This is a genomic window from Methylobacter sp. S3L5C (genome assembly GCF_022788635.1).
GTDB lineage: Bacteria > Pseudomonadota > Gammaproteobacteria > Methylococcales > Methylomonadaceae > Methylobacter_C.
Map to the genome: position 1 here is coordinate 4,169,099 of NZ_CP076024.1, position 26,126 is coordinate 4,195,224.

Genomic DNA, 26,126 nt, shown 5'->3' on the forward strand with positions numbered 1-26,126 from the left:
GTCTGTTTTAAGTACAGGATCATGTACAAATTAACCATTGAAGAAAACTCTTATTCTTGCCAAGCAGATGAAACAGTACTTGATGCTCTGTTACGTAAAGATGTCGCTATTACCTATAGTTGTAAAAAAGGTACCTGCCATAGTTGTATAGTAAGCAGTCCGGATACCACTCCACCGGAAGCAGCTCAGTCCGGGTTAAAAAATACCCTGAAAAAACTCAATTATTTTCTTGCTTGCCAGTGTCATCCGGAACAAGACATGACCATTAAGCTTCCCGATCAAGCGGAATTCTATAGCGAAGGTACAGTTATTGTTACCGAAATGCTTAATAGAAACACCTTGTTACTAAGCCTGACTTTTAACGATACGTTCAAATTTAATGCCGGGCAATTTGTCAATCTGCAGCGGGCAGATGGCTTAACACGCAGTTATTCCATTGCCAACACTCCGCAAAAATCCAATATTCTGGAATTTAATATTCGTCGACTGCCTAATGGCCAGTTTAGTGAATGGCTACATAATGATATCAAGGTTGGAGATACCATCGCTGTATCCGAAGCGAACGGATCTTGTTTTTACCTGCCCGAAAAAAATGATCAAAATATATTGCTGGCAGGAACCGGAACCGGCTTGGCACCACTGGCAGGTATTCTAACTGATGCACTTGCGCAAGGGCATTCGGGTTCCATTTATCTGTTTCATGGCAGTCGTGAAGTTGAAGATCTTTACCGGATTGATGAGATGCAAAAACTTGACGAAGAGCATGAAAATTTTCATTACATCCCTTGCCTGTCGGGCGAAGATAGTCCTGAAGGGTTTAGTCATGGACGAGTCAACGAAGTCGCATTGGCGTCGCTTCCGGATTTAAAAGGTTGGCGGGTATTTCTCTGCGGTAATCCTGACATGGTCAAGCAAATGAAAAAAATGACCTTTCTCAAGGGTGCAGCATCAGCCGATATATACGCAGATGCCTTTTTGGTATCACCAGCCTGATTCAGGCTGTTTTATTGTACGAATCAAGCATTTTTAGCTGTTGATAATAACGGGGTTGTTGGACAGTTCATTGGGATTGTCGGCATCCGCAGGAAAGTGGGTAGTCAGCATTGTCGTAATGTGCTCAATACCTTCAAGTGAGCCGCGCCGGAAATCGCCAACCCGAAAAGCTTCCTGCATGTCGTGTGCCACTGAATCCCACTCTGTCTGATGCACGCGCCTGGCAATACCACGGTCAGCAATGATATGAACTTCCCTGTCAGCCAATAACAAATAAATTAATACACCGCTATTTTCTTCAGTATCCCACACCCGTAAATTTGAAAATATTTCTGTTGCACGCTGACGGGCTGACAGTCCTCGCCACACCCAAGTGGGTGCAAGGGTATTTTCAATGGCAAAACGCAGTTCCCCTCGGTGCTGACACTCGGATTGTTTTACCGCTTTTTCAATATCATTAAGCACTGCCGCAGGAAATGCCAGTCGCCAACGCCATGGCGGCGTAAAGGTATGCAAAAACCAGCGTTTAATCGCTACCATGATCCTGAGGCACCTCCCCCACCAAAATTACCGCCACCGCCGCCACCCCATGATCCACTACTGCCACCACCGAAACCGCCGCCACCTGTCCAGCCACCACCGCCACTATGGCGAACGCCGACAATGAAAAAAACCATTATGCCAATAAGTACTACCGCGAAACTCAAACCCAAAAATAGCGCAGCTAGCGCACCGGTACCCAAGCCGGCAAGTATTCCCGCCATTACTCGCCCCATCATCGCAGACAATATAAACCCTGCTATCAAACCACCCAACAAAATAAACATAAAAGCGCTTTCGTTCAACTTGTCATCCGACTCATCAACAGGGGTGGGCAAAGACTCGCCCTCAATCAGTTGCATTAACTGCGTAACGCCAGCATCTACGCCGCCAGCGTAATCGCCCTTTTTGAAAAAGGGCGTGATAGTCTCGGCAATCACACGTTTGGCAATGGCATCAGGGATAGCACCTTCTAAACCATAACCCACTTCCAGACGTAATTTACGGTCATCTTTGGCAATAATCAAAATAACGCCGTCATCAACATTTTTACGACCAATTTTCCAGGCTTCAGCTACCCGTATACCAAATTGAGCGATATCTTCAGGTTGGGTAGTGGGGACAATCAGAATAATAATCTGGCTGCCTTTTTTGGCTTCAAATTCTGCCAACCTGCTTTCTAACGCTGTGGCTTGTTGGATGCCTAGAGTAGCGGTAAGATCAGTGACCCGACGCGATAATTCAGGAATTTCAATCTGCGCCCAAACTGCCGTAAAAAACAGTAGCAAGAAAACCCCAAATCCGTAACGGACTAATGGCAACATTGCAGACTAAACCTTACTGACCTGGAGCCATTGCCGGCGTACCAAAATCCACTTTAGGCGGTTCTAAAATAGATTTTTCATTTTCCACGGTAAAGCTTGGCTTGATTTTGTGACCAAACAGCATTGCCGTGAGGTTAGTGGGAAACAACCTTACGGTAATGTTATAGTCTTTAACTGCGGCGATATAGCGATTACGCGCCACGGTAATACGATTTTCCGTACCTTCCAATTGCGCCTGTAAATCCCGGAATAAGCCATCGGCTTTTAGTTGGGGATAATTCTCGGAAACTGCCAGCAGCCTGGAAATCGCGCTGGTCATTTGCCCCTGCGCGGCAATAAACTTCTTGAAGGCCGCCTCATCATTAATCAACTCCGGTGTCGCCTGTATTGCGCCAACTTTGGCACGCGATTCAGTAACTTGGGTTAACACCTCTTTTTCATGAGCAGCATAGCCTTTAACGACATTGACCAAGTTGGGCACCAGATCGGCGCGGCGCTGGTATTGATTTAACACTTCTGCCCATGTCGCGGTGATATTTTCATCAGTAGACTGTAGCGTGTTATAACCACAGCCTGACAAAGTCGTTATCAACAATAATGTAATCAGCCCTCTAAACATATCAATCTCTCAGCTATCAGTTAACGTACTTACATGAAAAAAATCGTGTGCTCAACGAAAACCCAAAGCAAGCACTTCGCGGCAGAACAAAAATGGTCAAAAGAGTTATCAAGCAATTAATCATTAGCAGAAAAATTAATGGCTACATGATACATTCTATTAATTTATTGCGTATCTTTCGTAGAAAAATTTTCGTTTTCAGAATAAGGGTTACCCATTTGGTTATACCTCATAACCTTTAGGTGATGGTCCATATTCATTTCTTTCCGGATTGCTGTCAAGCACCATAAAGAAAAAGAAGATGATGGCACCAACGCCTGGCACAAAATTAATCAGTAACCACCAGCCACTTCGGCCAGTATCATGTAACCGTCTAACAGATACCGCGAGCGTCGGAAGCAAAACCCCCAGAGGATAAAGACTGCTTAAAATACCCAAGCCTGTTTCAGGATCAACATTACCGGTAAATCGGTCAATAATTGCCAGTGCCATGCTAATAAGCACGTTAAACAGTATAAAAAACCAATACTCTTTTCGTCTGGCCCGACCATCAAAAACCGTATATTTTTTTAAAACTTCAAGATACCAGTTCATAAAACTGTAACGCTCCTGCCTACCTTTAACGGGTATGGCAACTTATATATTAAGGAAACCACCATCATTAGCGACTAAGTGGTAGATCCTATAGACTAATCGAAAACAGGATATTTATATAGTTGTTCAGGAAAGTTTTTCTCTCATTATCGTTCCCGACTTGAGAATATTCTCTTGCAGTACCTTGACAGTTTAGGTGCGCCTTACATAAGCATAACAAAATTATCTTGATAGCTACCGTTACCATAAGCCATAAAACCCATGCCAGCCTTATAGCTCACGGTAATAAAAGTAAAACTATTATTACCGATAAATACCAGATTTTTTGCTTGTCTCCGCTTGGGGATATTGACAATTTGATGGTAATGGCGCGTTTTTCTGTACCAAATTGGCCATAATAATTTCTTGAGCGTTGGCTTCTGCTTTATCAAGCTCATCAATAAAGATATCAGTCTCATACTCCTCACTGGAAACAGCTGCCAGTGATGTGCCTAGAGGTAGTTTCGATTCTTTAACATCAATGGAAGTGATTGTGGAGAGCCCCGGACGCAGAGGATATTTTAGTATTTCATCTTTTTGCAAGGCGATACGCACAGGAACACGTTCGACAATATGAATAAAATTTCCGGCCGCATTATCAGGCGGCAATAAAGCAAAGACGCTGCCTGTACCTGGTATCAAGCCTGCTACCGTTCCGTGATAAAGGTGCTGCTTACCATAAAGATCAACCACAATTTCGGCCTGTTGGCCGGGGCGCACCAGTGCTATCTCCGTCTCCCGCAAGTTAGCCTCTACCCAGAGATGATCCAAAGGAACCAGTGTCATTAACGGATCACCAGGCTGAACCCGATTGCCGACCTGAACCTTACGCATGGATACATAACCTGAAACCGGCGCATGAATTTGTTGTCTTGCATACTCAAGATAGGCGGCAATAAATTTATACTTGGCCGCCTCTATATCGGGGTGTAATACCCTGCTGGTGCCGCCCACTTTTGCATCAATAGATTTGAGTTCTGCTTCGGTTTCGCGCATCTCGGCTTCGAGAGCTATCATCTGGTCTTCAGCATTTTGCACAACCTGATCAGATACTGAACCGTTTGGCAGCGCCTGACGTAATCGATTAACATCATGACGCACCCGGATAAATCGTGCAGAACGGGCAAGCATTTTTTGACACATTTGCTCATGTGTGGAAAAAACAGCACTGATATCCCGTACTACTTTCCCCAGCTCACCGCGACTCTGACCTAAACCGGTCCGGGCGCGATGCTCATCAAGACGAACTAGTAAATCGCCCTTATTGACATACTGACTTTCTTCAACCAAAACCTGGATAACGATACCGGTTGCATCAGCTTCAACAGGAACAAGATTACCCGAGATAAAGGCATTATGACTGACAACCTGGAAGCGTGAGTAATACCACCAATAACCGGTATAAGCCAATGTACTGGCAAGCAGTATCAGCATCACTAATAATAAATAGCGATTGCGACGGTTACGAATAATTTGGGGATCAGTTTTCATTGGTATTTATATGGCAATATCCCACTTTCATCAAAGCTACCATGGCAGCCAACTAATGAGTTTGGGTTCGGGTTTCTGTTGGACGGGCTGAAGATCGTTAACGTAGCCGCCGCCCAAAGCTTCCATTAAGTCCACCATGGCAAGGCGTTGATCAGCTGCCAAAGTTTGCAAGGCATATTCCTGGTTCAGCAAGGCATGCTGGCCAGTCAGCAATGCTCGACGATCATCCAGACCACTGCGAAAACGCTCTTCAATAAGACCTAAATTTTCATGTTGTGTAGACAGCAAACGCTCGTGTGCTTCAAGAATGGTATGGCTTTTCCGCCAGCGACTCAAGCTATCGGCTACCTCCTGCAAGGCATGTAATAAAGTTTCATTGTACAACTCCACGGCACCATCGTATTCTGCCCGCTGTGCCGATAACTCCCCGCGTAGACGTCCACCTTCGAATAGGGGTAGTCGAAGGCCCGGTGCAATTCCATAGGAGAAACTGGAGCCGGAAAATAAAATACTGGCCAGAGAACTTGCTCCATTAGTTAATCTTAAGGCATTGACGCCGGCAAACGCAGTCAGATCAATAGTGGGTAAAAAGCTGGCTTTGGCAACGGTAACACCTTTTTCTGCAGACTCGGCTCGATGCAGAGTCGCAGCAAGATCCGGGCGATGCCTGAGTAATTCCAGCGGTAATTTCTCAGGCAGCTTTATCGGCTCAGGGCTAATCACGGTGTTGGTAAACAGGTTTTGTGTTGAATCAGGTCCGTCACCGATCAGCCGGGCCAGTAAATTTCGCTGAATAGTTAACTGCTCACGGATACCGGCTTCGTACTTATTTATCTGCTCTAATTCAATGGTACCTTGTTTAACTTGATCGGCGGCATCCAGTCCCAATCGTAACCGTGTTTCATACAGTTCAAGCAAATCGTGCTGCAACGTCACCATGGTATGTACCAGTTCCAATTGCTCGCGTAGCGCCATTCCTTGTATATAAGAACGTGCAATTGTGCTGGTTAATTGCAGTAAAACTTCAGCCAGCTCCGCTGCTTCAGCGGCTGCCTGCCCCAATGCTGCTTCTATTGCGGCACGATTTTTACCCCAAAAATCAAGCTGGTAGCGCAAGTTCAAGGGATTAATAAAAGCGGAAGAAAATTTTTCTCCCCGCAGTGCCACATTAAAACCATTTCCTGAAACACGACCTGATTCCACGCCCACCTGTGCATCCAAAAACGGTAATAACCTTGCATCCTCTACCTTAACCAGAGCCTGGGCTTGACGTAATCGGGCCGCAGCGACCTTGAGGCCAATATTATCTTTAAGCGCAATAACCATAAGACCATTAAGTTCCGTACTACCAAATTCCCGCCACCAACGCTTGTGAGGCCAATGTTCTGTAGTCACAGACAATTCATCATGGCCGGTCTGCGATAGCGTATATTTCATGGCTGGCATTTTTATAAACTCGGCACGCTTGTCTCCTGCCGGTATCCAGGCACAACCGGACAGCAAGAGCATAAGTCCCGTAAGGAGAAATTGCTTCACCATAAATTGACGAGTCATGCTTCTTCTATTATTTCTTCGGCGCGAAGATTTCTTACTTCTTCTGCTATAGTAGGATGCAAAGGTTGATAGGTCGGATAAGCCAACCACACCAATCCGGCCAATCCCAGAAACAGGTAGCTCGCCAATAAAAAAGCATCATTCAACGCCAGGATGCCGGCATGCTGCTTTATGAGGATCAGGAGCCTGGCTTTTACCATACTGGTATCGAGGCCGGCAGCCTCCAATTCCGAAGCAAACCCTTGCAGTAAATCAATAGCAGCAAACTGCCGCCCGCCGAAATGATCAGCCAAATGCAATTGATGATAAGGGGTGCGCTGAAAAAGCACAACACCTTGCAAAGTAATGCCGAAGGCACCGGCAATTACTCGCAGGAATCCCGCTTCTTCAGAGGCACGCATCTGCAGTTCGCCAGACAGCCCGTGAAGAGTCAGCTTGACCAATGGGGTGAAAAACGATCCTAAAAAAAAACCAAGTAATAGCAAGGGCCAAAAAATTTGCTCGAATGAACCCGGATCATCGAACAGACCCAACCAATAAAAAGTGAACGCGAAACCAAGAAGATTGACACAGACGAGCAGACGAGCATCAAGTACTTTGGGTAGCTTATGCATTACCAACGTCACCGGTACAGCAAGTAATATCATAGGCAGGTAAGCCATACCGGCAAGAAACGAGGAATAGCCCAGTAATACTTGCAGCTGAACAATAAATACCGAAAGTAAGCCCTGGATTGAAAAAAATCCGGCGGCAATGCAGATTACACCTATTGTAAAATTACGATGAGCAAAAAGGCGTATGTTAAACGCCGGGTGATGTTCGTTGAACTCCCAAATAATAAAACAGGGTAATGCCACTGTGAACAAAATCAACATACTGACCAGAAACAATGAATCCAACCAGTCAAAATCATTACCTAGATTCAGCAAGGTTTGCAGACTACCAAGAACCAAAGCCAACAAAATAAAACCAACGTAATCAAAACGCGTGTGGTTATACCTAAAGCCTCGCCCGACCAGTAGTGAACCGGTAATCCCGGCGATGGCCAAGGCGATCGGGATATTTAAATAAAATAAGTAACGCCACCCCCACTCGTCAGCGATCAGTCCGCCAATAGGAAAACTGATGGTAAAAGGCATCAGTGTAACCAGTCCCCATATTCCTAAACTTAATAATTTTAGATGCTCAGGATATTCTTTCAATAACAGCGATTGTCCAATAAAGAGTGTAATTCCACCTGAAAATCCAAGTAGGATACGTCCCGGAATAAACAGCCACAAACTTTGACTGATGGCACATAGATAAGAAGCAACTGCATAAATAATAAATGCTGCGATAAATAAACGATAATCACCCAATAGACCTGAGAGCCAGCGTGCCACAGGAAAAGCCAGCGCCAAGGCAATAATAAAATAGGTCTGTCCCCAGGTACCAAAACTGGGTAAGACCCCACCCAAATCACCGGTAACATGAGGCAGTACGGCAATGTATGCACCGACATTAAACAACACAATAATGTGCCCTAAACTAAGCACGATATTAAACAAAATAAAACGCCATCTACTCAAGCGTTCGGCATAAACGATGGTCATTGGGTTACGGTATCAATAGCTAATGGCGAAAGCGTGATGGACTGGTCAGTCGCTTTCAGTGGTAGTCCCAGTTCATTAGCTCCACGAGTAATTAAGCGCTTACCCATTTCGGTTACGAGCTGCTTGAACTTTTCAGCATCATAATTAAGTAAGGTTTGTGGCGAATCCTTGGCAGAAAAAGTTTTAGTACTAGCTTTTCCGATAACTTGTCCGGTATTGGGATCAATTAACTTAATCAATACCTGTAATGACGTTTGCACAGCAAAAATTCTATAGGTTTCGATACCCACTTCCAATACGGCATCAACGTGCTCCAGACCAAGTTGTCGATAATCAACAGACGACCGATTTTGGTTGTACCATTGCCTGATGGTCTTACGCCAATAACCAATATTGACTTCGCTATCGCCACTGGCCATTGGCAAACGATAATAATACGTACTCAATAGCGCTTTAACTCTATCGCCATTTAATTGGGAAACGGCTTCCTGCGCCAACATAAAAGTTGGCATCCAGCTCGCTGACAGCGATACCAAGGACTTCAGGTTGGCTGTTTTTTCCGTTGAGTCCGGGCTTTGATGAAGATTTACTACCGAGACACTATCATCCTTGCTTAACAAACCTGCGATAAGCACTCCTCCGGAATTTTTGTAAATATGTTTTTCCAAAAAAACAGAATGGGGTAGCGCTTGATACTGATATTGACTGTATACGGGAAATCGGGATTCAATCAGATCAGGAATAACTTCTAGTGGTGGTGACTCCACCGGCACCACCAAAATAGTATGTATTTTAGCCATCGTGTCACTTGACGGCTTGACCGGTTCAATAACACAACCGCTTAATAAAAAAACCAGTAACAACCATGCGCCATAATTTTTTATCTCTGCCAAAGAATGCGAAGCATAAAAAATTGGCTGTCGATAAACACTAATCATAGACTTGTGATCCCTGTTTTTGGCATGCAATAATTTATACGTGGCTTCATTGTCTTTATTGCCAATAAATGCAAAAAAAACGACGAAAAACGATTTATTAATATTCATGCTGTCTACTATAAAAGCTCGTCCTTATATAAGGCAAACGATATTTATTGGACAATAGTATCGACATATCCGATACTAAATTGATGGATATAGATCAGATCAAAACTTTTTTAGGGGTAGTGGCTAATGGTAGCTTTCTGGAAGCGGCGACCAGACTACATGTTACCCAATCAACCGTGAGTACACGCATACAAAGACTGGAAGCCTATCTTGGCGTTAGCCTGTTTGTACGCAATCGCTCAGGCGCTGTACTAACACTACCTGGACGTCGTTTTTTAGGTCATGCAAAATCCATATTATTAACATTAGAACAAGCACAATACGATATTGGCTTACCCAGTCGTTTTAATGCCAGTATTACCATAGGCGCACGAATTGCTTTTTGGGAAGAATTATTGCCCCAATGGCTTGGTACAATGCGCAGGCAGGCTCCGGATATTTCCATTTGCAGCGAAATTGGCTTTGAAGATGATCTAATGCGCGGACTCATTGAAGGTAGAATCGATGTAGGCATGATGTATACACCACAACATAGCCCCGGCCTTCAGATTGAGCATTTATTCGATGAAACACTGGTACTGCTAACCACCGATCCGGATAAACCCTGGCCAAATGATGATTATATCTATGTGGACTGGGGACCGGCATTTTACGCCTTACACAGTAGCAGCTATCCTGATCTGGAACGCCCTCCCCAGCTGGTAAATATCGGTTGGCTTGGGGTGCAATTAATCCTTAGTAATGGTGGTTCATGTTTTTTACCTATGCGTATTGCTGAACCGTTAATTCAGGCTAATAAATTGTTTCATGTACCTGGTAGTCCACAATTTAGATTACCGGCTTACATGGTTTTTTCCAGTGGAAATGATTCACTAGTGTTGTATCAGGTCTTGGAAAGCTTGCGTTCGTTAGCGGTTGTTGAGCAACAAAAAGTATTAAATTTTTAGGATGTTAGGCACTAACTATCTTGACTCATTAATTTATATAAAAACAGGTATCAGCATAACTATAAAAATATCGATCAGGACACTATTAAGCTTCAATTTAAACCGATTATCCTTACGCTAATAAATTAAATAACGGCTATCGACTTAAACTAGCCAATATCAAAAAATAGCTTCATGATTAGCCATTTATTTAAAAATGCTTCTTGGTAAAATACCAACGTATTTTATCCACATTTGGATTATTGGTTAACGATAAAGCACTTAACCCGTTATCAACCAGCATTGAAAAATTGTCACTAAAATTTAATATTGAAAACTCCGTACAAGCGTATTTATATGCTACTCTATGTGTCATTTTAATTGGGGGAAAAAAATGCAAGCAACAGTCAAATGGATTGATGGTGTAATGTTCGTCGGCGAAACTGGCAGTGGTCATGCGGTTGTTATGGATGGCGCGCCTGATCATGGCGGACGTAATATGGGAATGCGGCCAATGGAAATGATTTTAGTGGGCTTGGGTGGTTGCTCATCTTTTGATGTTGTGCAGATTTTACAAAAAGGCAGAAATAACATTGTCAATTGCGTGGCAGAAATTTCTGCTGAACGGGTTGATACTGTTCCCAGTGTGTTTAGCAAAATTCACCTGCATTTTGTCGTCAGTGGTCGTGATTTGAAAGTATCGGCTGTTGAGCGGGCAGTTAAATTGTCGGCAGAGAAATATTGCTCTGCTTCCATTATGCTAGGTAAAGCGGGGGTAGAAATTACCCATGATTTTGAAGTTTTAGAGGTTTAACAGTTTTGAATAAATTGCAATTACACGGCTTTAACAATTTAACAAAATCCCTTAGTTTTAATATATACGATATTTGTTATGCTCCAGCAGAACAACAGCAGGCCTATATTGAATATATTGACGAAGCGTATAACGCCAAAAAATTGACGCAAATTCTTAAAGATGTTGCTGAAATTATTGGCGCGCAAATTCTTAACATCGCCCATCAGGACTATGATCCTCAAGGTGCCAGCGTTACCATGCTGATATCAGAGGGCGATGCTCCACCGCCACCCAGCATGAATAGCCAATCGCCAGGCCCGTTACCTGACACCATCTTGGCGCATCTGGATAAAAGTCATATTACCGTGCATACTTACCCTGAAAGCCATCCTGATAATGGTATAAGTACTTTTCGCGCTGATATTGATGTATCAACTTGTGGTCGTATTTCACCATTAAAAGCGCTCAATTATTTACTGCATAGCTTTGAATCAGATGTAGTCACTATGGACTATAAAGTGCGTGGCTTTACCCGTGATATATCAGGTAAAAAGCATTATATTGATCATAACATTACCTCTATTCAAAACTATATTGCCAAAGATACTCAGGAAAGCTATCAAATGATAGATGTGAATGTGTATCAGGAAAATATTTTCCACACCAAAATGATGCTCAAGGAAACCGAACTGGAAAATTATTTATTTGAGAAAGAAAGTAATCTCACTGGCACTCAAAAAGAAGAAATAGAAGAAAAGTTACGTAAAGAAGTCACCGAAATTTTTTACGGGCACAACTATCGGCGTAAAAAAATAAAAGTTGCCGATCAAGAGTTTTAAATTTTTGCAGTAGAGATGCAATAAATTGCATCTCTACGCAACTTAAACGGTTAGTTATTATGTGTACAATGAATGACTTTACTCTTGAGTCTGTATTTTAATTTAGCTATACCCGCCTGTTAATAAACACTGATAGCCTAAAAACGGTATAAGACTCTCCAATGCCGCTGCGTGTTAAGTCTACTTATAGCTTTTCAGTAGTCAACGTCAAGCCTTCAACAATCCTGGCATATTCCTCCACTTTAGGTCGGTATAAAAACAGCCCTAATGCAGATAATCCCGAAAATATATACAACGTATTAACGTTATCGCCCAAGACAAACATGACCAAGCCAAAAACTCCAACGCTCTCAATGAGTGACATAGACACAATAATTGTCACTAAATAACGGCTTTTTGCCTCATTAACGGTTCCTTGCGAAAACGGCATGGTTTGATTTAACCGTAGTTGAATGTAGCGGATCAAGTTGGTTAGTGGGAAGGTTATGATGGCCACTACGTAAAATATCGTTCTTATAAGCACTCTCTGAGCTTCCGGGAGTGGTTGTTGCATCTGTTCACCTAATGTCAGACAAACAATAAGCAAAGCTGCCAGCATAACCAGCATAACGCCCAGAATGATCCAAGGGATAACAAGATCCGCTTTTAATTGTTCAGGTTTAACTTTACCCGGCATTTTTTTTCCTGAAAGGTTGATGATAAGTGGTCATGATACCAAAACTCGTGGCTTAGTCCTGATTTTCTGTCAAGATAACCGACTGTTAACAACGTTTAAATATAATTCCTATAAATTGGTATGATATGTGTTCATACACTATAAATAGAGAATACGATGCAAGACTTAACTGAACAGCAGCTATATCAAGCCCTGCAATACGCCAAAAACATAGACGAAGACAATGGCAAACTAATTATGTCTCAATTTGAGACTGATCAACCGATACTTTTTCAAACAATTTTTGGCATTTTTCCTTCCATTCTGGCTGATAAAAATCAGGATATGGCACACCTGTTTATGGATTTATGTTTCGAGATAATTTGCGTGTATCAAAATGCGTTGGGCGATGTACCAAAATCTATAGACGACCCTACCTGGATGGAAAGGCAAACCATTCTATTGGAAACAGATTTTCAATTATTAAGACAAAATGGGGCTGTAGTTGATACGAAAAATAATATCCTGCAGGGACAATTTATTAAAGATAAAGAAAATCCGGTTCAGATTAGGCTGGTAAAATTCTTAAATGAATCTATTGATGAATTTGCTTCTGCCAGTATTAGCCGGGTGCCATTCATTGAATTTACCCAAGCCATTATTTTTGTTGTGGTCAAGTTATTTAACAACCTATACAACGAACCAACAACACAGTAACGCTTTTTTATCTGGATAAAAATCAGGCATATGATTTATATCCAGGCTGGCAATGGAGACATTCTAATCTCAGAGACAGTCTCCCAAGGCTTACTATGCGCGCCTAAGTACAATGGATCGCGTAGCAGGCCCACTAGAATGAATACTTAAGGCAATTTCCGACGAAGAATATACTCAAGTCGAGAGCAATAGCTAGAGACAAAATTTTCCTGGATAGCTATAGTCCAACTTTACCTCACGCTTTATAAGTGTCCGTTAGCTAAATGCAAATAAAGCGATAAAGGATACGCTCACCGTAAAAGAGGTAACACATTTTATTTTCTGGGCAGAAGACAACTGCTCCCAATAACTGGCAAGGTATAATTGATACTCCCTGCCAATAGCAAGGAGCCGGTTTTTAAGCCAATGATAAAATACCGGCAGCACACGCCATAATAGATAGCAACCGCCCAGTGCCATAAAGCACAACAGGTAAAAGACGATAATTTGGCCCTGTTTGCGGTCGGTATGAAAAAGATGCTCAATGAGATGCTCAAGAGCAAGTTCAAACCATTCAAAAGCAAGATGCACGATGGTCAATAATGAATGCAACATTACATCATACATCGTCACAACAATAATGATCACAATAAAATGGATCAGTATTTTTCGATTATTTAATGGCATCATAGGCTCTTCCCAAAATAATAGAGTCAATAAAATTTAATTTTTAATAACAGCAATGTCTGCCTTTAATGTATCTTACCGCTAAACATCCGCATAGAATTTCACTTTCCCGGTTTCAATATCATACATCGCGCCAACTATACCAATTTCACCATTTTTAACCATATCGTCTAACAAAGTACTTTTACTTCTGATTTGCTCAACGGTTAACTGCACATTTTTATCCGCTACTTTTTGAACCAGAACAGGATCATCGGCACTAATTCTCAACGATTCATCAATTCTGACAGCATTAACCGCCGCCTTGATTTTGGACAATAACCCGGTCAGATGATCCAGCTTAACATCAGCGCAGGCACCTTTAATAGCCCCGCAATGCGAATGCCCCAACACCACAATAAGCTTTGATCCGGCAATTTTACAAGCATATTCCATACTACCCAGAATATCATCATTGATAACATTACCGGCTACCCGAGTGCTAAATACATCACCCAGACCCTGGTCAAAAATCAGTTCCACCGAAGTACGTGAATCCATGCAACTCAAGATGATGGCAATAGGAAATTGTCCTTGCCGGGTATCATTAACCTGTTCCAGTAAATTGCGATTGGCCTTTAAATTATTAACAAAGTGTTCATTACCTTCTTTTAATAGCGCCAACACTGCCGATGGTGTTAATGATTGTTGTGTGTTGTAGGTTTGTGCTCGTGCATTCTCAACCGGCTCCAGCACACCATAGCCACGAAGATTCTCAATGGTCAGTTTGATATTTTTATATTCAGCTTCGATTTTAAAGTTTTGAATAATTTCATAAACATCGTAATCGATATATTTGGAGCGGGTTGCATCAATAATAACCTCGGCATTCCTGGGTAACTGTTCAAATGTTTTTTGGATGTTGGCTTTATTTAAAAAAGAAACATGCTCGGATAACCGAATAATGATTTTGTTACCAACATGAACTTCATTAAAATAAAAAGCGCTTTTATAATTTTCCAGCAAAATTGAAAATATAGCGGCACTCAGACCAATAATGATCCCCAACAACATATCCGTAAAAACCAGCCCAGAAATAGTGGCACAGAATGGAATAAAATGATACATCCCTGCTTTGTACATGGCTTTAAAAACATCCGGCCTCGCCAATTTATAACCTACCATCAATAAAATTGCAGCCAGACTAGCCAACGGAATTTTATTTAACAGGGTGGGGATAAAAATAACTGCAAACAATAATAACAGTCCCCGGATAAAAGCTGATGCCTTGGTTCTTGCACCTGACTGGATATTAACTGAGCTACGGACAATAACTTGCGTCAGAGGCAAGCCACCAATCAATCCTGAACTGATATTACCGATGCCTTGCGCTATCAACTCCCGGTTGGAAGGTGTTACTCTTTTATAGGGATCCAGCTTATCAACCGCTTCTACAGAGAGTAGCGATTCTAAACTGGCGACCAATGCCAATGTTAATGCAGCCAAATAAATTTTAGGATTGCCCAGCTGCGAAAAATCAGGAAAATACAGCTGACTTAACACATCATTTGCACTTTGAAAGACCGGAATCATCACCAGATGACCGTCACCAAGAGCAAAATCAGAATAAAAGTTTTGCAGAATATAATTGGTTACTACGCCAGCAATAACAGCCATTAAAACACTGTTAAATAGTTGGAAAAAACGGTGTTTTTTCATAAACGGCTGATCCCACAAAATCAGGAACAACAGTGATATGACGGCAATCAGAACTGAAGCAGGCGAAATAAACTCCAGCATGTGCGATAGCTCTGAAAATGAAGAGTAATTATCTGCCTGAAAAAAACTAAAATCACCCTCGTAATCTTTGTCATAGCCTAGAGCATGTGGGATTTGCTTGAGAAAAATAATGATACCTATCCCCGACAATATGCCGTTAATGACCGAAGACGGAAAGTAATAAGCAATAACGCCAGCTTTTGCCAGTCCCATCATAATTTGAAAAACACCGGCCATAACCACTACCAGCAAAAAAGCATTAAAGCCAAGATCCTGGATAGCACTTAATACAATGACAGCAAGTCCCGCAGAACTACCGCTGATACCTAACGATGAACCACTTAACGGCGCTACAATGATGCCGCCGATAATGCCGGTAATCAATCCCGAAAATAGCGGTGCACCAGACGCCAGTGCGATACCTAACGATAGTGGAATAGATATCAGAAATACCGCAATACTGGCGGGAAGGTCATATTTTAAATTAGCCAATATGCCAAATTTATGTCGCTGAAGTTTTGATAAGGGATTGCTTGTCATTGTTATAATATCCTTTTGTGCAGACTCAAAAGTATTTTTGTTGTCTAAAAAAATAGCCCTATCACTTTATCGACTTTTATATCGTGGTGATAGGACGTTATCTATTTTGAGTCAAAAAAAACGAATTAACGTTTTTCTTCAAACCATCGGTAAAGTGTTGGCAACATAATTAACGTTAATAACGTTGAAGTGATCAGCCCACCGATGACAACAATAGCCAGCGGACGCTGAACTTCCGAGCCCGGTCCGGTAGCAAACAAAAAAGGCACCAATCCCAGTAGGGCTACGGTAGCTGTCATCATAACCGGGCGAAATCGTTGAGCGCAGCCCTGACGAATAGCATCTATTTGGGATAGCCCGTTATCTCGCAGATTACGTATATAGGACACCAGTACGACGCCGTTTAATACTGCAATTCCCCACAGAGCAATAAAACCTACGGAGGCTGGTACTGACAGATATTCACCGGTAATAAACAAAGATACAACGCCGCCAATCGACGCAAACGGCAACACTAAAATAATCAGCGTAGCAAAGCGTAGTGAATTGAACAGCATGAAAAGTACAAAGAAAATCGCACCTATCGTAATAGGAATAATAATTTTAAGATGTCCCAATGCGCGTTCCATATTTTGAAATTGACCACCCCATTCCAGATAGTAGGATTCCGGCAACTTAACTTCACTGGATATGGTTTTTTGTAGCTCAGCCACAAAGCTTCCCAAATCCCTGTTTCTGACATTAATGCCGACCACGATGCGGCGCTTACCCATTTCCCTGTTTATCATCGCAGGCCCGTCTGTCAATCGAATATCAGCCAGATCGCCTAACGGTATACGGGCACCGTTTGCAGACGTCAACAAAACAGCATCGATGTCTTCGATACTGTTACGAAAACTTTCCGGAAAACGGACGGACGCTGTAAAGCGGCGTTCACCTTCATAGATTTCCGTCGCTGTTTTGTTACCAATAGCAGTTTCAATAACATCGTTAATATCAGAGGCATTAATACCATGTCTGGCAGTCGCTTCCCGATTAACGGTGATGGATAAATACTGTTGACCGGTAAGTCGTTCTACACGAATATCCTCAGCACCTTGAATACCACCGGCAACTCGAGATATCTCGTTGGCAGTGGCTTTCAATTTTTCCAGATCATCTCCGAATACTTTGATAGCCAAATCCGAGCGAACTCCAGTGAGCATTTCATCAACACGATCGGAAATAGGCTGTGCCATCACAATTTGTACGCCAGGTAAATCAGTACTTAGCTTGTCACGCATCGCATCGGCAATATTATCCTGAGTCCAACCCTCAGGCCATTCATCCCGAGGCTTCAAACTGACGATAGGGGTAGAATCATTTTGACTCTGAGGATCAGCCGGACTTTCACCCCGGCCAACATTACTCACTACAAGACTCACACCCGGAATATCCATGACCATACGCATGGCATCCATTTCCATTTTAATGGATTCTTCCAAAGAAATATTTGGCATACGGGTAATTGCGGGCACAATAGAGCCTTCTTTCATTTCCGGAATAAAAGCACTACCCAACAACGGCAGTAATACCAAGGCACCAACAAACAAACTGGTCGCCACCAAAACAACAGTCTTGCCTTTTTGCAGAGATAGATCCAGCAGCTTCAAATAGGGCTTCTTCATGAAGGCTATAATACGCGTGTCGTGCTCTGTTCCCTCTTGCCCCTGCAACAGAAAAGAGCATAAAACCGGTGTTAAGGTCAGCGATAAAAACAGTGAAATCAGCAAGGCAATCGCTATCGTGTAGGCCAGTGGTGCAAACATCTTACCTTCCATACCCTCCAGCGTCATCAGCGGTAAAAACACCAAAACGATAATGCCAACACCAAACAACACCGGCGTGGCAACTTCCTCAGCCGCCTCCATCACTACTTTTACCCGACTTTTGGTACTACCTTTGCGCTCGGTAAGTAAACTGAAAGCATTTTCGACAACGACGACGGAACCATCGACAATCAGGCCGATAGCAATCGCCAATCCACCCAACGACATCAGGTTGGCAGAAATCCCCAACTGGTTCATTACGATAAAAGTAGCCAGAGGCGTAACGACCAAGGTACTGACAACAATGACACTGGAGCGAATATCACCGAGAAACAAGAGTAAAGTAACGACCACCAGCGCAATACCTTCAAGCAGCACTTTGGTGACTGTGTGCAGGGAGGCATCAACCAGTTCACTTCGATCATAATAAGGAACGATTTTCAGACCATCCGGCAACATATTCTGGTCATTAATTTCCTTAACGCGTTCCTTAATGCGACTAACGACCTCTTTGGCATTGCCGCCGCGCAGCATCATGACAATACCACCAACGGATTCGGTGTAACCATTTTTTACAACAGCACCCACCCGTACCTCACTGCCTATTTTTACTTTGGCAACATCATGAATATGAATGGGGACGCTTTGTTCCTCTTTAAGAACGATATTGCCAATATCAGCAGTATCACGAATCAAACCGACTCCCCGAATCATATATTGCTCGGCATAATGCGGTAAAACGCCGCCACCGCTATTAGCATTGTTATGCGCTAGTGCATTAAAGACTTCTTTCAGGGTAATATGATAATGATGCATACGGTCAGGATTAACCAACACCTGATATTGCTTAATGTAACCACCCTGTGAATTAACTTCCGCAACGCCCGGTATACCTCGCAATAAGGGGCGTACTACCCAGTCTTGGGCTTCACGCCGCGTCATCAATTCTTCCGGCGTCAACGCACGCTGACCATCATCGGCTTTATCCAAGGTGAATTGATAAACTTCGCCAAGTCCTGTAGAAACCGGCCCCAATGCCGGATTGATACCTTCCGGCATGCTGTGACTGACTTCTATCAAACGCTCCATGACTAATTGTCTGGCAAAATAAACATCGGTCGCGTCAGTAAATACCAAGGTAATCAATGAAAGACCATTTTTATTTAATGAGCGCATCTCCGTAAGGCCTGGAAGGCCTGCCATTGCTATTTCTACCGGCACGGTAATAAAGCGTTCAACCTCTTCCGGAGAACTTCCTGACGCTTCGGTAGCAACTTGTACCTGCACGTTAGTCACATCAGGAAAGGCATCAACGGATAACGATTGCAGTGAACGAACACCAAACAAGGTTAGCGCTACCGCCATAACCAGTACCAGAATGCGGTTATTTAAACTTCCGCGTATTAAAGCTTGAATCATGGTTTACTCCAATTCCTTGCGTAGACGTTCGCTATTAAGATGAAAGCCGCCTTCTACAACAACCTTGTTACCCTGTTTTAAGCCATTAATAACATGACGAACGTTACCATCAAGAACGCCCAGCTTTACGGGTTTTAGCTCAAATTCTTCAGGGGCTGTCTGGACGAAAACATGCTCGCTGTCATTAATACGAAGTACCGCTGAATCGGGTACAACTAATGCGGGTACGCCCTGTTTACGGATCAGTAAAGTTGCCAGCATTTGCGGCTTGAAATTACGCTCCGGATTGGGCAAGGCCATTCGCACTGTAACGGTGCGGGATTTTGGATCAACCATGTCAGCAACATAAATCAGGCGACCACTCAACTCTTGTCCCGGCAGGGCGGCAATAGTGACCAGTGCTTCATCACCTTTATGCGCCCAACTCGCCTGTTGCTCAGGCAATTCGGCAACGACCCAGACATGGGAAAGATCAGCTACAGTAAACAACGCGTCAGCAGGCTGGACGACCTGACCGACCGTCACCTTGCGTTCAACAATAGTACCCTGGATACTGGCAGTAATGGGTAAGAATGAATGAATTTTCCTGTCTCTAGCTAGTTGTGCCAAATCCCTGTCCGACATACCGAATACACGCAACTGATCGGTAGCCGTGCGTAAATCGACATCAGCTTCATTCAAAATACCTTCTCTTTCCTGGAGTTCGGCTGCCGCAATAACATCACTGGCCAATAACCGTTTGGCTCTATTGACAGCGAGTCTGCGCAGATTTACCTGAGCGCTGGTTTTCAGATAAGCTGACTGCACCAAGCCAAGTTCAGTGCTATTAATCGTTGCAAGATGCTCGCCTTTAGCAACATTCTGACCGAGTTCAACCTGGATTTGGGTAATTCGGCCGGTTACCGTTGCACCCATTCGTGCAACACGCTGTTGATCCAGATCCACTCGTGCCGGCAAGCGCAATGAATCATGCACTTGACCTTCACCAATAGCCATGATTTTGATTTGCTTCATCAATGTGGGGGTAGCTTTTACCATCGGCAACGAATCGTCAGCGTTACTTGTCGATGAAATCAGAAGCAGGATAAATAATAATGGGGTAAATAAAGTCATGGTTACAAGTTCTCCAGGTCGGTAGCGCGTAAACGGTCCAGATCAATTCGTGCTGCCTGGCGGTCAAATTGGGCGTTAAGATAATCCGTACGAACACTACGATAAGTGCGCTGGGCATCAAGGTAATCAAGTATGCCACGCTCACCGAAGCGGTAAGCCGCTTCAGCGACTTTTAGCACCGTTTCAGCTTCTTTTAATAAACCGGCATCAAACGTTTCAACTTGGCGACTGGCTATTCGATAGCGGTTATAAGCATTTTCCAGCTCCCGTATAACCGTAAACTCCTGTTGATTAGCCAAGGCTTCTGATTGTCTTAGTTGTGCAGCGGCTTCGCCAATAGGTCCCTGACGCTGATTCCACACAGGTAAAGGTATAACAAGATTAACCCGCCACTGCTTAAGACCCGGATCTTGTTCAGCACCGGCTTTCAGGGTTGGTTGCGGATAACGAAGATTTTCCTGAAATTTGACGTTGGCTTGGGCTTTTTGAACTTCTGCACGGACCTGTTGAAGGATAGGTTGTCTGTCCAGCACTTCTTCACGCAAACTTGCCAGCGTCGGCAATGACACTAATGGTGCAGGTAAAGCACCGGATGTTTCATATTGGAGCGGTAAACCAGAACCGAACATCATACGTAATGCAGATTTTGCATCATCTACCTGTGTTTCGGCACTTTCCCTCAACTTCAAGGCATTGAGTGATTCCGCTTCAGATTTGACCTGTTCATAACGGGGTGATTCGCCTTCTTCCACTTTGAGTTTAATTTTATCGCGTATTTGCGTCAGTAATAATTCGTTGTCTTTACTGATTTGCAGTACTTCCTGACGGCGTAAAATTTCATAAAATGCCAAGCGTACCTGACTACGCACGGTTAGCCAGACATGGCGATTGGCCTCATCTGCCGAGGTAATACCGGCTTCGGCAACCATACGCCGAGCCTCTCTTACAAAGGGAAAATCCAGTGGTTGGGAAATAAAAATCTGTTGATTGGAGCCACTAAGCGCCCCTTGACCAATGCCTGTGGACGTGCCTCCGCCTACTTCAAGTTCCGGATTTGGATAGGCTCTGGAAGTTACTAATGCAGCCTGTGCCAAATCTTGACGTGCATTGGCATTGGCAATGGATGGATTATGTTCTTCAAGCAAGCCAAGCACTTGCGGTAAAGTCAAGGTTTCTGCAGACAGACTACTGTGCCAAAAAGTGCTCAGGGTAAAGATAAGACCAAGATATTGTAAAATGGAAAGGGGCGGATATAGTAATTTTCTAGGTCTTCGCATGATTTTATATTTTAGGTTAAAGATGATGATAGTGTATTGCTATCAAGTTAAGTTAGACTTAAGCAAAAAGGAATCTGCCTGCCAGTTTACTAATTAACCCGAAATAAGCTATTTCGGTTCATATGCAAATTTTTCGACTTTCTTTCTTACAAAGTTACCAGCAGGTTTTATACCAAAGGAATCATGCATTTCAAGGTATACTACAATTATGATGCTGGCATTTTGATAATCAGCTGTCAGCCATAAAATATAACAGCCTTTTTTCATGACCATAACAATGCTTTTTTATGGCCATGAAAGCTTTAGTAAAAGTTTGTTTTAGCGATTATTTATGCTTCTGCCCGATCATTTATTATAACGATGGCTTGGTGTTTTTTAATTTTCTCTTTGCCATGTAACTCAATAACTTCGACAGTAATATCGTCATCCGGCGCAGTTTCCAGAAAATCTTCAATCGTTTCCAAAATATCGTGGTCAATAAATTTGGCATCACTCGCATCAATGGTTACTGTACTTTGCTCGGGAATGCTCAAAATAAATTTTCTTAATAACGCTTTATTCAAGAAGGAAACATCCTTGTTTAGCGCCAACAAATAATGCGTACCATCTTGAGTCAAGGTAATAGCAGCATGGTAATTGGCTTTAATGACAAAAAACAAACCAATAACCATGCCGATGGCCATACCTTTTAATAAATCAGTGGTAAGAATGGCAATAACCGTAATGACAAAAGGCAGAAATTGGCTCATACCTTTTCGGTAAAACGCCTTGAATAAAACCGGATTTGCCAGCTTATATCCCGTATGCAACAAGATAGCCGCCAAACAAGCCAGAGGGATATAGTTTAAGTAGTGCGCCAAAAACATAACGCTAAGCAACAAAAAGACACCATGAGTGAAGCTGGCTATACGCGTTTGGCCACCCGCATTAATACTGGCGGCACTACGGACGATGACGGCAGTTATTGGTAAACCGCCAAGTAAGCCACTGATAATATTACCGACGCCTTGCGCTTTAAGCTCTCTGTCGGTGGGGCCGATACGCTTCAAAGGATCCAGTTTATCGGTTGCCTCAAGGCTTAACAAGCTTTCCAGACTGGCAATAATTGCAATGGTTACGGCAACCATATAAACCTGTGGATTACTCAGATAATCCAGATAACTGGCGTTTGGTAGTACAAAATTACTAAAAAAATCGATCGCTTTTTCTGAAACCGGTAAGTTAACCAGGTGTTCACCGCTAACTGCCCACTGAGGGAAAAATTTTAGGGCAAGCAGATTATAGCCAACACCCCAAATGACAGCGACTAACGCTCCAGGAATCAGTTTTAATAGTTTTTGTTTTTTAAACCATGCTGTACCCCATAGCATCAGCAACAATATCGCTACAACACTAATAACAACCGAGCCTGGAGATATGCCATTAAACGCCTCAAATAACTCCATAAAGCTGGATTCGGCAGTTTCCCTCATGTAGCTCTCATCGCCTTCATAACTGCTATCATATCCCGTTGCATGAGGAATTTGCTTGATAATCAAAATTAAACCAATGGCTGCCAACATGCCTTCTATGACTGCGGAAGGGAAAAAAGCACCAATAATACCGGCCTTAAGGTAGCCCAAACAGAGCTGCATAATGCCTGCTAAAACACAAGCAACCAATACTCCCTGAAATCCACCCAAAGTTTCAATGGCATTAAAAACAATAATGGTTAAACCAGCCGCAGGTCCCGAAACAGCGAGTTGTGAGCCACTAAACCAGGCAACGATCAGACCACCGATCAAGCCACTAATTAATCCCGAAAACAAAGGAGCACCTGATGCCAATGCGACCCCTAAACATAAAGGTAAAGCCACTAAAAACACGACAATTCCGGCTGGAATATCATTTTTTAAATGGCGCAAATAATACTGCACGTGTTTGTGTATCATATTTAATAGTCCGGTGAAGTTATGTGTTGCTATTATTATAAGCAGTATCGAATCGAAATTAATAATTAATATATTTATAGCTTCCAGATTATCCAAAGAAAGCCTATTTATAAATACCAGTTTTATGCTCTGAGACTCTACCTTTAAACTGTATTGTTTTTTATTTCACTATCAGCTTATTGTTTAGACGATATTTTAGCCGCTCTTTCTTTCACCAACCTTTCACAATAGTTGTATCGGATTTATGAACATTTTATTGATAGAAGACGATGCTGTTTTAGCCGATGGCTTAATTCATACCTTGGCCAATAGCGGTTATGTCGTTACCTGTGCAACGACGGGGACTTATGCTGAACATTTATTACTAGCACAGGGCTTTGATTTAATTGTGCTTGATTTAGGCTTGCCTGATGTGGACGGACTGGAATTACTGCGCCGTTTTAGACGATTAAAGGTACCCTTGCCTATTATTATTTTAACAGCGCGTGATGGCGTCAATGACAGGATCACCGGCATAGAGCAAGGTGCCGACGATTACATGACCAAACCTTTTGAGCTTCGGGAATTGGAAGTGCGGATTAATGCCCTGATTCGGCGCTGTTATGGCGGCTTTAGCAATGATATTGTTATTGGCCGATTGGTACTGGATACGCACAACCACCAAGTACTGGTAGAGAGACAACCGATTTTATTATCGGCAAGGGAATATGGCGTATTGGAGATTTTATTGCTACAAGCCGGAAAAGTCGTTACCAAAGATAGTATTGCACAACGCTTATCGGTTGATGGTGATGCATTAACCGACAATGCCATTGAGATTTATATTTACCGCCTCCGTAAACGCATAGAACCTTATGGAGGAGTAATTCGCACCGTACGCGGCTTAGGCTATCTATTGGAGAAATCAACGGATGAATAAAAACAAAAGTCTCAAAACGGAAATGCTTTTCCGGTTGGTTATTCCGCTTATTTTTTTCGTGATAGTTGATGCCACCCTGTCTTATTTCGTAACCCTGAATTATGTCGATGAAGCGTATGATCGGTGGTTACTCGATTCTGCCAAATCCTTAACGCAGGAAATCAAAGTACGGGAAGGCAAGATAATTATTGAGTTGCCAACCATTGCCTTGAAGATTTTCAACTGGGATGAGCAAGATAAAACTTATTTTAAAATAACCTCTTCAGCGCAGGAAATACTGGCGGGCGATAATCTGGTTCCCGAGCCCGAAGATCTAAAAAAAGATTGGTCACATCCGGTTTATTTTAACGACAAGATGAACGGGCAATCAGTCAGAGTTGTGTCCATGTTAATTCCTCTGGATCAAACATCAGAAAAAGTTTTTGTACATGTCGCAGAAACCATGAACAAGCGCCAGACAATGATGATTGATATATTATTATCCGATCTGATTCCGCAAATAATATTAATTCTGCTAACCGGCATTTATCTGTTGAAGGGCTTGAAAAAAGGTCTGGAGCCCCTGCGGTTATTGGCTAATCAAATCAGTCAGCGGTCATCTCGTGACCATAGCCCCATACCGGAAACACATGTTTTTATCGAAGTGCGCACACTGACAGATACTATTAATGATTTGCTGGCAGCACACACGCTGGCTATTGCTACCCAGCAGCGTTTTATTGCCAATGCCGCACATCAACTACGTACACCGCTGGCAGGTTTGAAATTACAGGCTGAACGTGCACTGCGTGAACAGGATTTATCGGCAATGCAACCCGCACTCAAACAAATCCAAAACAGTGCTGATCGCATGTCCCATTTAACGACACAATTATTGGTTCTTGCCAGATCAGAGCCCATCAATGGTGGATACGAGTTGCTGCCGGTAAATCTTTGCAAACTGGCTAAAAAAACCTGTATAGATTGGGTACCTAAAGCCTTACAGCGAAACATGGAGTTGAGCTTTGAAAGCACGGAAGACGTGATTTACGTCCAGGGCGATGAAATACTACTGGGGGAATTATTAACTAATCTTTTGGATAACGCTATTTTTTATGGCTACGATAACGGTAACATTGCCGTCAAAATTTGCCGCTATCCTGTTCCGTGCCTGACAGTAGAAGATGATGGTCCCGGCATACCCGACATTGAAATAAACAGGGTTTTTGAGCGCTTTTACCGTATCCCCGGAAGCACGGGCAATGGTTGCGGCCTGGGATTAGCCATTGTTAAGGAAATTGCTGATCTGCATAAAGCACGTTTTGAAATGGGTAAATCAAGTATCGAAGGCGGAACCCGCATTAATTTACTCTTTGAAAAAACTTAAAATCACCAACAGTGAAAGCATAAGATAATATCGAAATAGTTGACATTTTTTTATCAAAAATGCGTAACAATCCCGGTAGGCAGGTCAGGCGCCACCCCTAACTC

At 42.9% G+C, this 26,126-nt stretch carries 22 protein-coding genes; 7 read left to right on the forward strand and 15 right to left on the reverse strand.

What is annotated here, in order from left to right; genetic code table 11:
• Positions 1 to 21: 21 nt before the first annotated feature.
• A complete protein-coding gene (locus KKZ03_RS18895; protein WP_243218304.1) occupies positions 22 to 993 on the forward strand; it encodes a 2Fe-2S iron-sulfur cluster-binding protein in 972 nt (323 codons plus the stop codon).
• Positions 994 to 1,026: 33 nt separating this feature from the next.
• Here KKZ03_RS18895 and KKZ03_RS18900 read toward each other — a convergent pair whose 3' ends face one another.
• From KKZ03_RS18900 to KKZ03_RS18935, 8 genes are all read right to left on the reverse strand, one after another.
• Complete coding sequence (locus KKZ03_RS18900) at positions 1,027 to 1,533, reverse strand: TPM domain-containing protein (protein WP_243218305.1); 507 nt, start codon at positions 1,531 to 1,533, stop codon at positions 1,027 to 1,029.
• The gene (locus KKZ03_RS18905) at positions 1,527 to 2,357 is read right to left on the reverse strand and encodes a YgcG family protein (RefSeq protein WP_243218306.1); all 831 of its coding nucleotides are present in this window, start codon (positions 2,355 to 2,357) and stop codon (positions 1,527 to 1,529) included. Before KKZ03_RS18905 ends, KKZ03_RS18900 begins: the two co-directional genes overlap by 7 nt.
• Positions 2,358 to 2,370: 13 nt before the next feature.
• Positions 2,371 to 2,976: a LemA family protein gene (locus KKZ03_RS18910; protein ID WP_243218307.1), complete on the reverse strand. Its 606-nt coding sequence runs from the start codon at positions 2,974 to 2,976 to the stop codon at positions 2,371 to 2,373.
• Positions 2,977 to 3,198: 222 nt separating this feature from the next.
• Positions 3,199 to 3,570 (reverse strand): DUF805 domain-containing protein, encoded by a 372-nt coding sequence (locus KKZ03_RS18915; RefSeq protein WP_243218308.1) that lies wholly within the window; start codon positions 3,568 to 3,570, stop codon positions 3,199 to 3,201.
• A gap of 303 nt (positions 3,571 to 3,873) precedes the next feature.
• Complete coding sequence (locus tag KKZ03_RS18920) at positions 3,874 to 5,100, reverse strand: HlyD family secretion protein (RefSeq protein ID WP_243218309.1); 1,227 nt, start codon at positions 5,098 to 5,100, stop codon at positions 3,874 to 3,876.
• Between the two features lie 36 nt (positions 5,101 to 5,136).
• Positions 5,137 to 6,654: an efflux transporter outer membrane subunit gene (locus tag KKZ03_RS18925; RefSeq protein WP_243218310.1), complete on the reverse strand. Its 1,518-nt coding sequence runs from the start codon at positions 6,652 to 6,654 to the stop codon at positions 5,137 to 5,139.
• Positions 6,651 to 8,246, reverse strand: a complete 1,596-nt coding sequence (locus KKZ03_RS18930) for a DHA2 family efflux MFS transporter permease subunit (protein ID WP_243218311.1) — start codon at positions 8,244 to 8,246, stop codon at positions 6,651 to 6,653. Before KKZ03_RS18930 ends, KKZ03_RS18925 begins: the two co-directional genes overlap by 4 nt.
• On the reverse strand, positions 8,243 to 9,292 hold the full coding sequence (locus KKZ03_RS18935) for a hypothetical protein (RefSeq protein WP_243218312.1): 1,050 nt from the start codon (positions 9,290 to 9,292) through the stop codon (positions 8,243 to 8,245). Before KKZ03_RS18935 ends, KKZ03_RS18930 begins: the two co-directional genes overlap by 4 nt.
• Positions 9,293 to 9,339: 47 nt before the next feature.
• On the opposite strand from KKZ03_RS18935, the gene KKZ03_RS18940 reads away from it, so the two are divergent.
• The 3 genes from KKZ03_RS18940 (at position 9,340) to speD (ending at position 11,853) form a co-directional block, all read left to right on the forward strand.
• Positions 9,340 to 10,239 (forward strand): LysR family transcriptional regulator, encoded by a 900-nt coding sequence (locus KKZ03_RS18940; RefSeq protein WP_243218313.1) that lies wholly within the window; start codon positions 9,340 to 9,342, stop codon positions 10,237 to 10,239.
• A gap of 373 nt (positions 10,240 to 10,612) precedes the next feature.
• Positions 10,613 to 11,032, forward strand: a complete 420-nt coding sequence (locus KKZ03_RS18945; protein WP_243218314.1) for an OsmC family protein — start codon at positions 10,613 to 10,615, stop codon at positions 11,030 to 11,032.
• Positions 11,033 to 11,037: 5 nt separating this feature from the next.
• Positions 11,038 to 11,853 (forward strand): adenosylmethionine decarboxylase, encoded by an 816-nt coding sequence (speD, locus tag KKZ03_RS18950; RefSeq protein WP_243218315.1) that lies wholly within the window; start codon positions 11,038 to 11,040, stop codon positions 11,851 to 11,853.
• A 184-nt stretch (positions 11,854 to 12,037) separates the two neighbouring features.
• On the opposite strand, the gene KKZ03_RS18955 is transcribed toward speD, so the two are convergent.
• A complete protein-coding gene (locus tag KKZ03_RS18955) occupies positions 12,038 to 12,529 on the reverse strand; it encodes a hypothetical protein (protein WP_243218316.1) in 492 nt (163 codons plus the stop codon).
• 156 nt (positions 12,530 to 12,685) lie between these two features.
• Here KKZ03_RS18955 and KKZ03_RS18960 point away from each other — a divergent pair, with 156 nt between their 5' ends.
• On the forward strand, positions 12,686 to 13,225 hold the full coding sequence (locus KKZ03_RS18960; protein ID WP_243218317.1) for a hypothetical protein: 540 nt from the start codon (positions 12,686 to 12,688) through the stop codon (positions 13,223 to 13,225).
• Positions 13,226 to 13,480: 255 nt separating this feature from the next.
• On the opposite strand, the gene KKZ03_RS18965 is transcribed toward KKZ03_RS18960, so the two are convergent.
• The 6 genes from KKZ03_RS18965 to KKZ03_RS18990 form a co-directional block, all read right to left on the reverse strand.
• Positions 13,481 to 13,894, reverse strand: coding sequence for a hypothetical protein (locus tag KKZ03_RS18965; protein ID WP_243218318.1), 414 nt, complete (start codon positions 13,892 to 13,894; stop codon positions 13,481 to 13,483).
• A gap of 78 nt (positions 13,895 to 13,972) precedes the next feature.
• Positions 13,973 to 16,189, reverse strand: coding sequence for a bifunctional SulP family inorganic anion transporter/carbonic anhydrase (locus tag KKZ03_RS18970; protein WP_243218319.1), 2,217 nt, complete (start codon positions 16,187 to 16,189; stop codon positions 13,973 to 13,975).
• A gap of 125 nt (positions 16,190 to 16,314) precedes the next feature.
• The gene (locus KKZ03_RS18975) at positions 16,315 to 19,416 is read right to left on the reverse strand and encodes an efflux RND transporter permease subunit (RefSeq protein WP_243218320.1); all 3,102 of its coding nucleotides are present in this window, start codon (positions 19,414 to 19,416) and stop codon (positions 16,315 to 16,317) included.
• Positions 19,417 to 19,419: 3 nt separating this feature from the next.
• The gene (locus KKZ03_RS18980) at positions 19,420 to 20,529 is read right to left on the reverse strand and encodes an efflux RND transporter periplasmic adaptor subunit (protein ID WP_243218321.1); all 1,110 of its coding nucleotides are present in this window, start codon (positions 20,527 to 20,529) and stop codon (positions 19,420 to 19,422) included.
• A 2-nt stretch (positions 20,530 to 20,531) separates the two neighbouring features.
• Positions 20,532 to 21,698, reverse strand: a complete 1,167-nt coding sequence (locus KKZ03_RS18985; RefSeq protein ID WP_243218322.1) for a TolC family protein — start codon at positions 21,696 to 21,698, stop codon at positions 20,532 to 20,534.
• Positions 21,699 to 22,135: 437 nt separating this feature from the next.
• Complete coding sequence (locus KKZ03_RS18990; protein WP_243218323.1) at positions 22,136 to 23,737, reverse strand: SulP family inorganic anion transporter; 1,602 nt, start codon at positions 23,735 to 23,737, stop codon at positions 22,136 to 22,138.
• Positions 23,738 to 23,981: 244 nt separating this feature from the next.
• Here KKZ03_RS18990 and KKZ03_RS18995 point away from each other — a divergent pair, with 244 nt between their 5' ends.
• The gene (locus KKZ03_RS18995) at positions 23,982 to 24,656 is read left to right on the forward strand and encodes a response regulator (protein ID WP_243218324.1); all 675 of its coding nucleotides are present in this window, start codon (positions 23,982 to 23,984) and stop codon (positions 24,654 to 24,656) included.
• Complete coding sequence (locus tag KKZ03_RS19000) at positions 24,649 to 26,022, forward strand: sensor histidine kinase (protein ID WP_243218325.1); 1,374 nt, start codon at positions 24,649 to 24,651, stop codon at positions 26,020 to 26,022. The genes KKZ03_RS18995 and KKZ03_RS19000 overlap by 8 nt, the downstream gene beginning before the upstream one ends.
• Positions 26,023 to 26,126 lie beyond the last annotated feature (104 nt).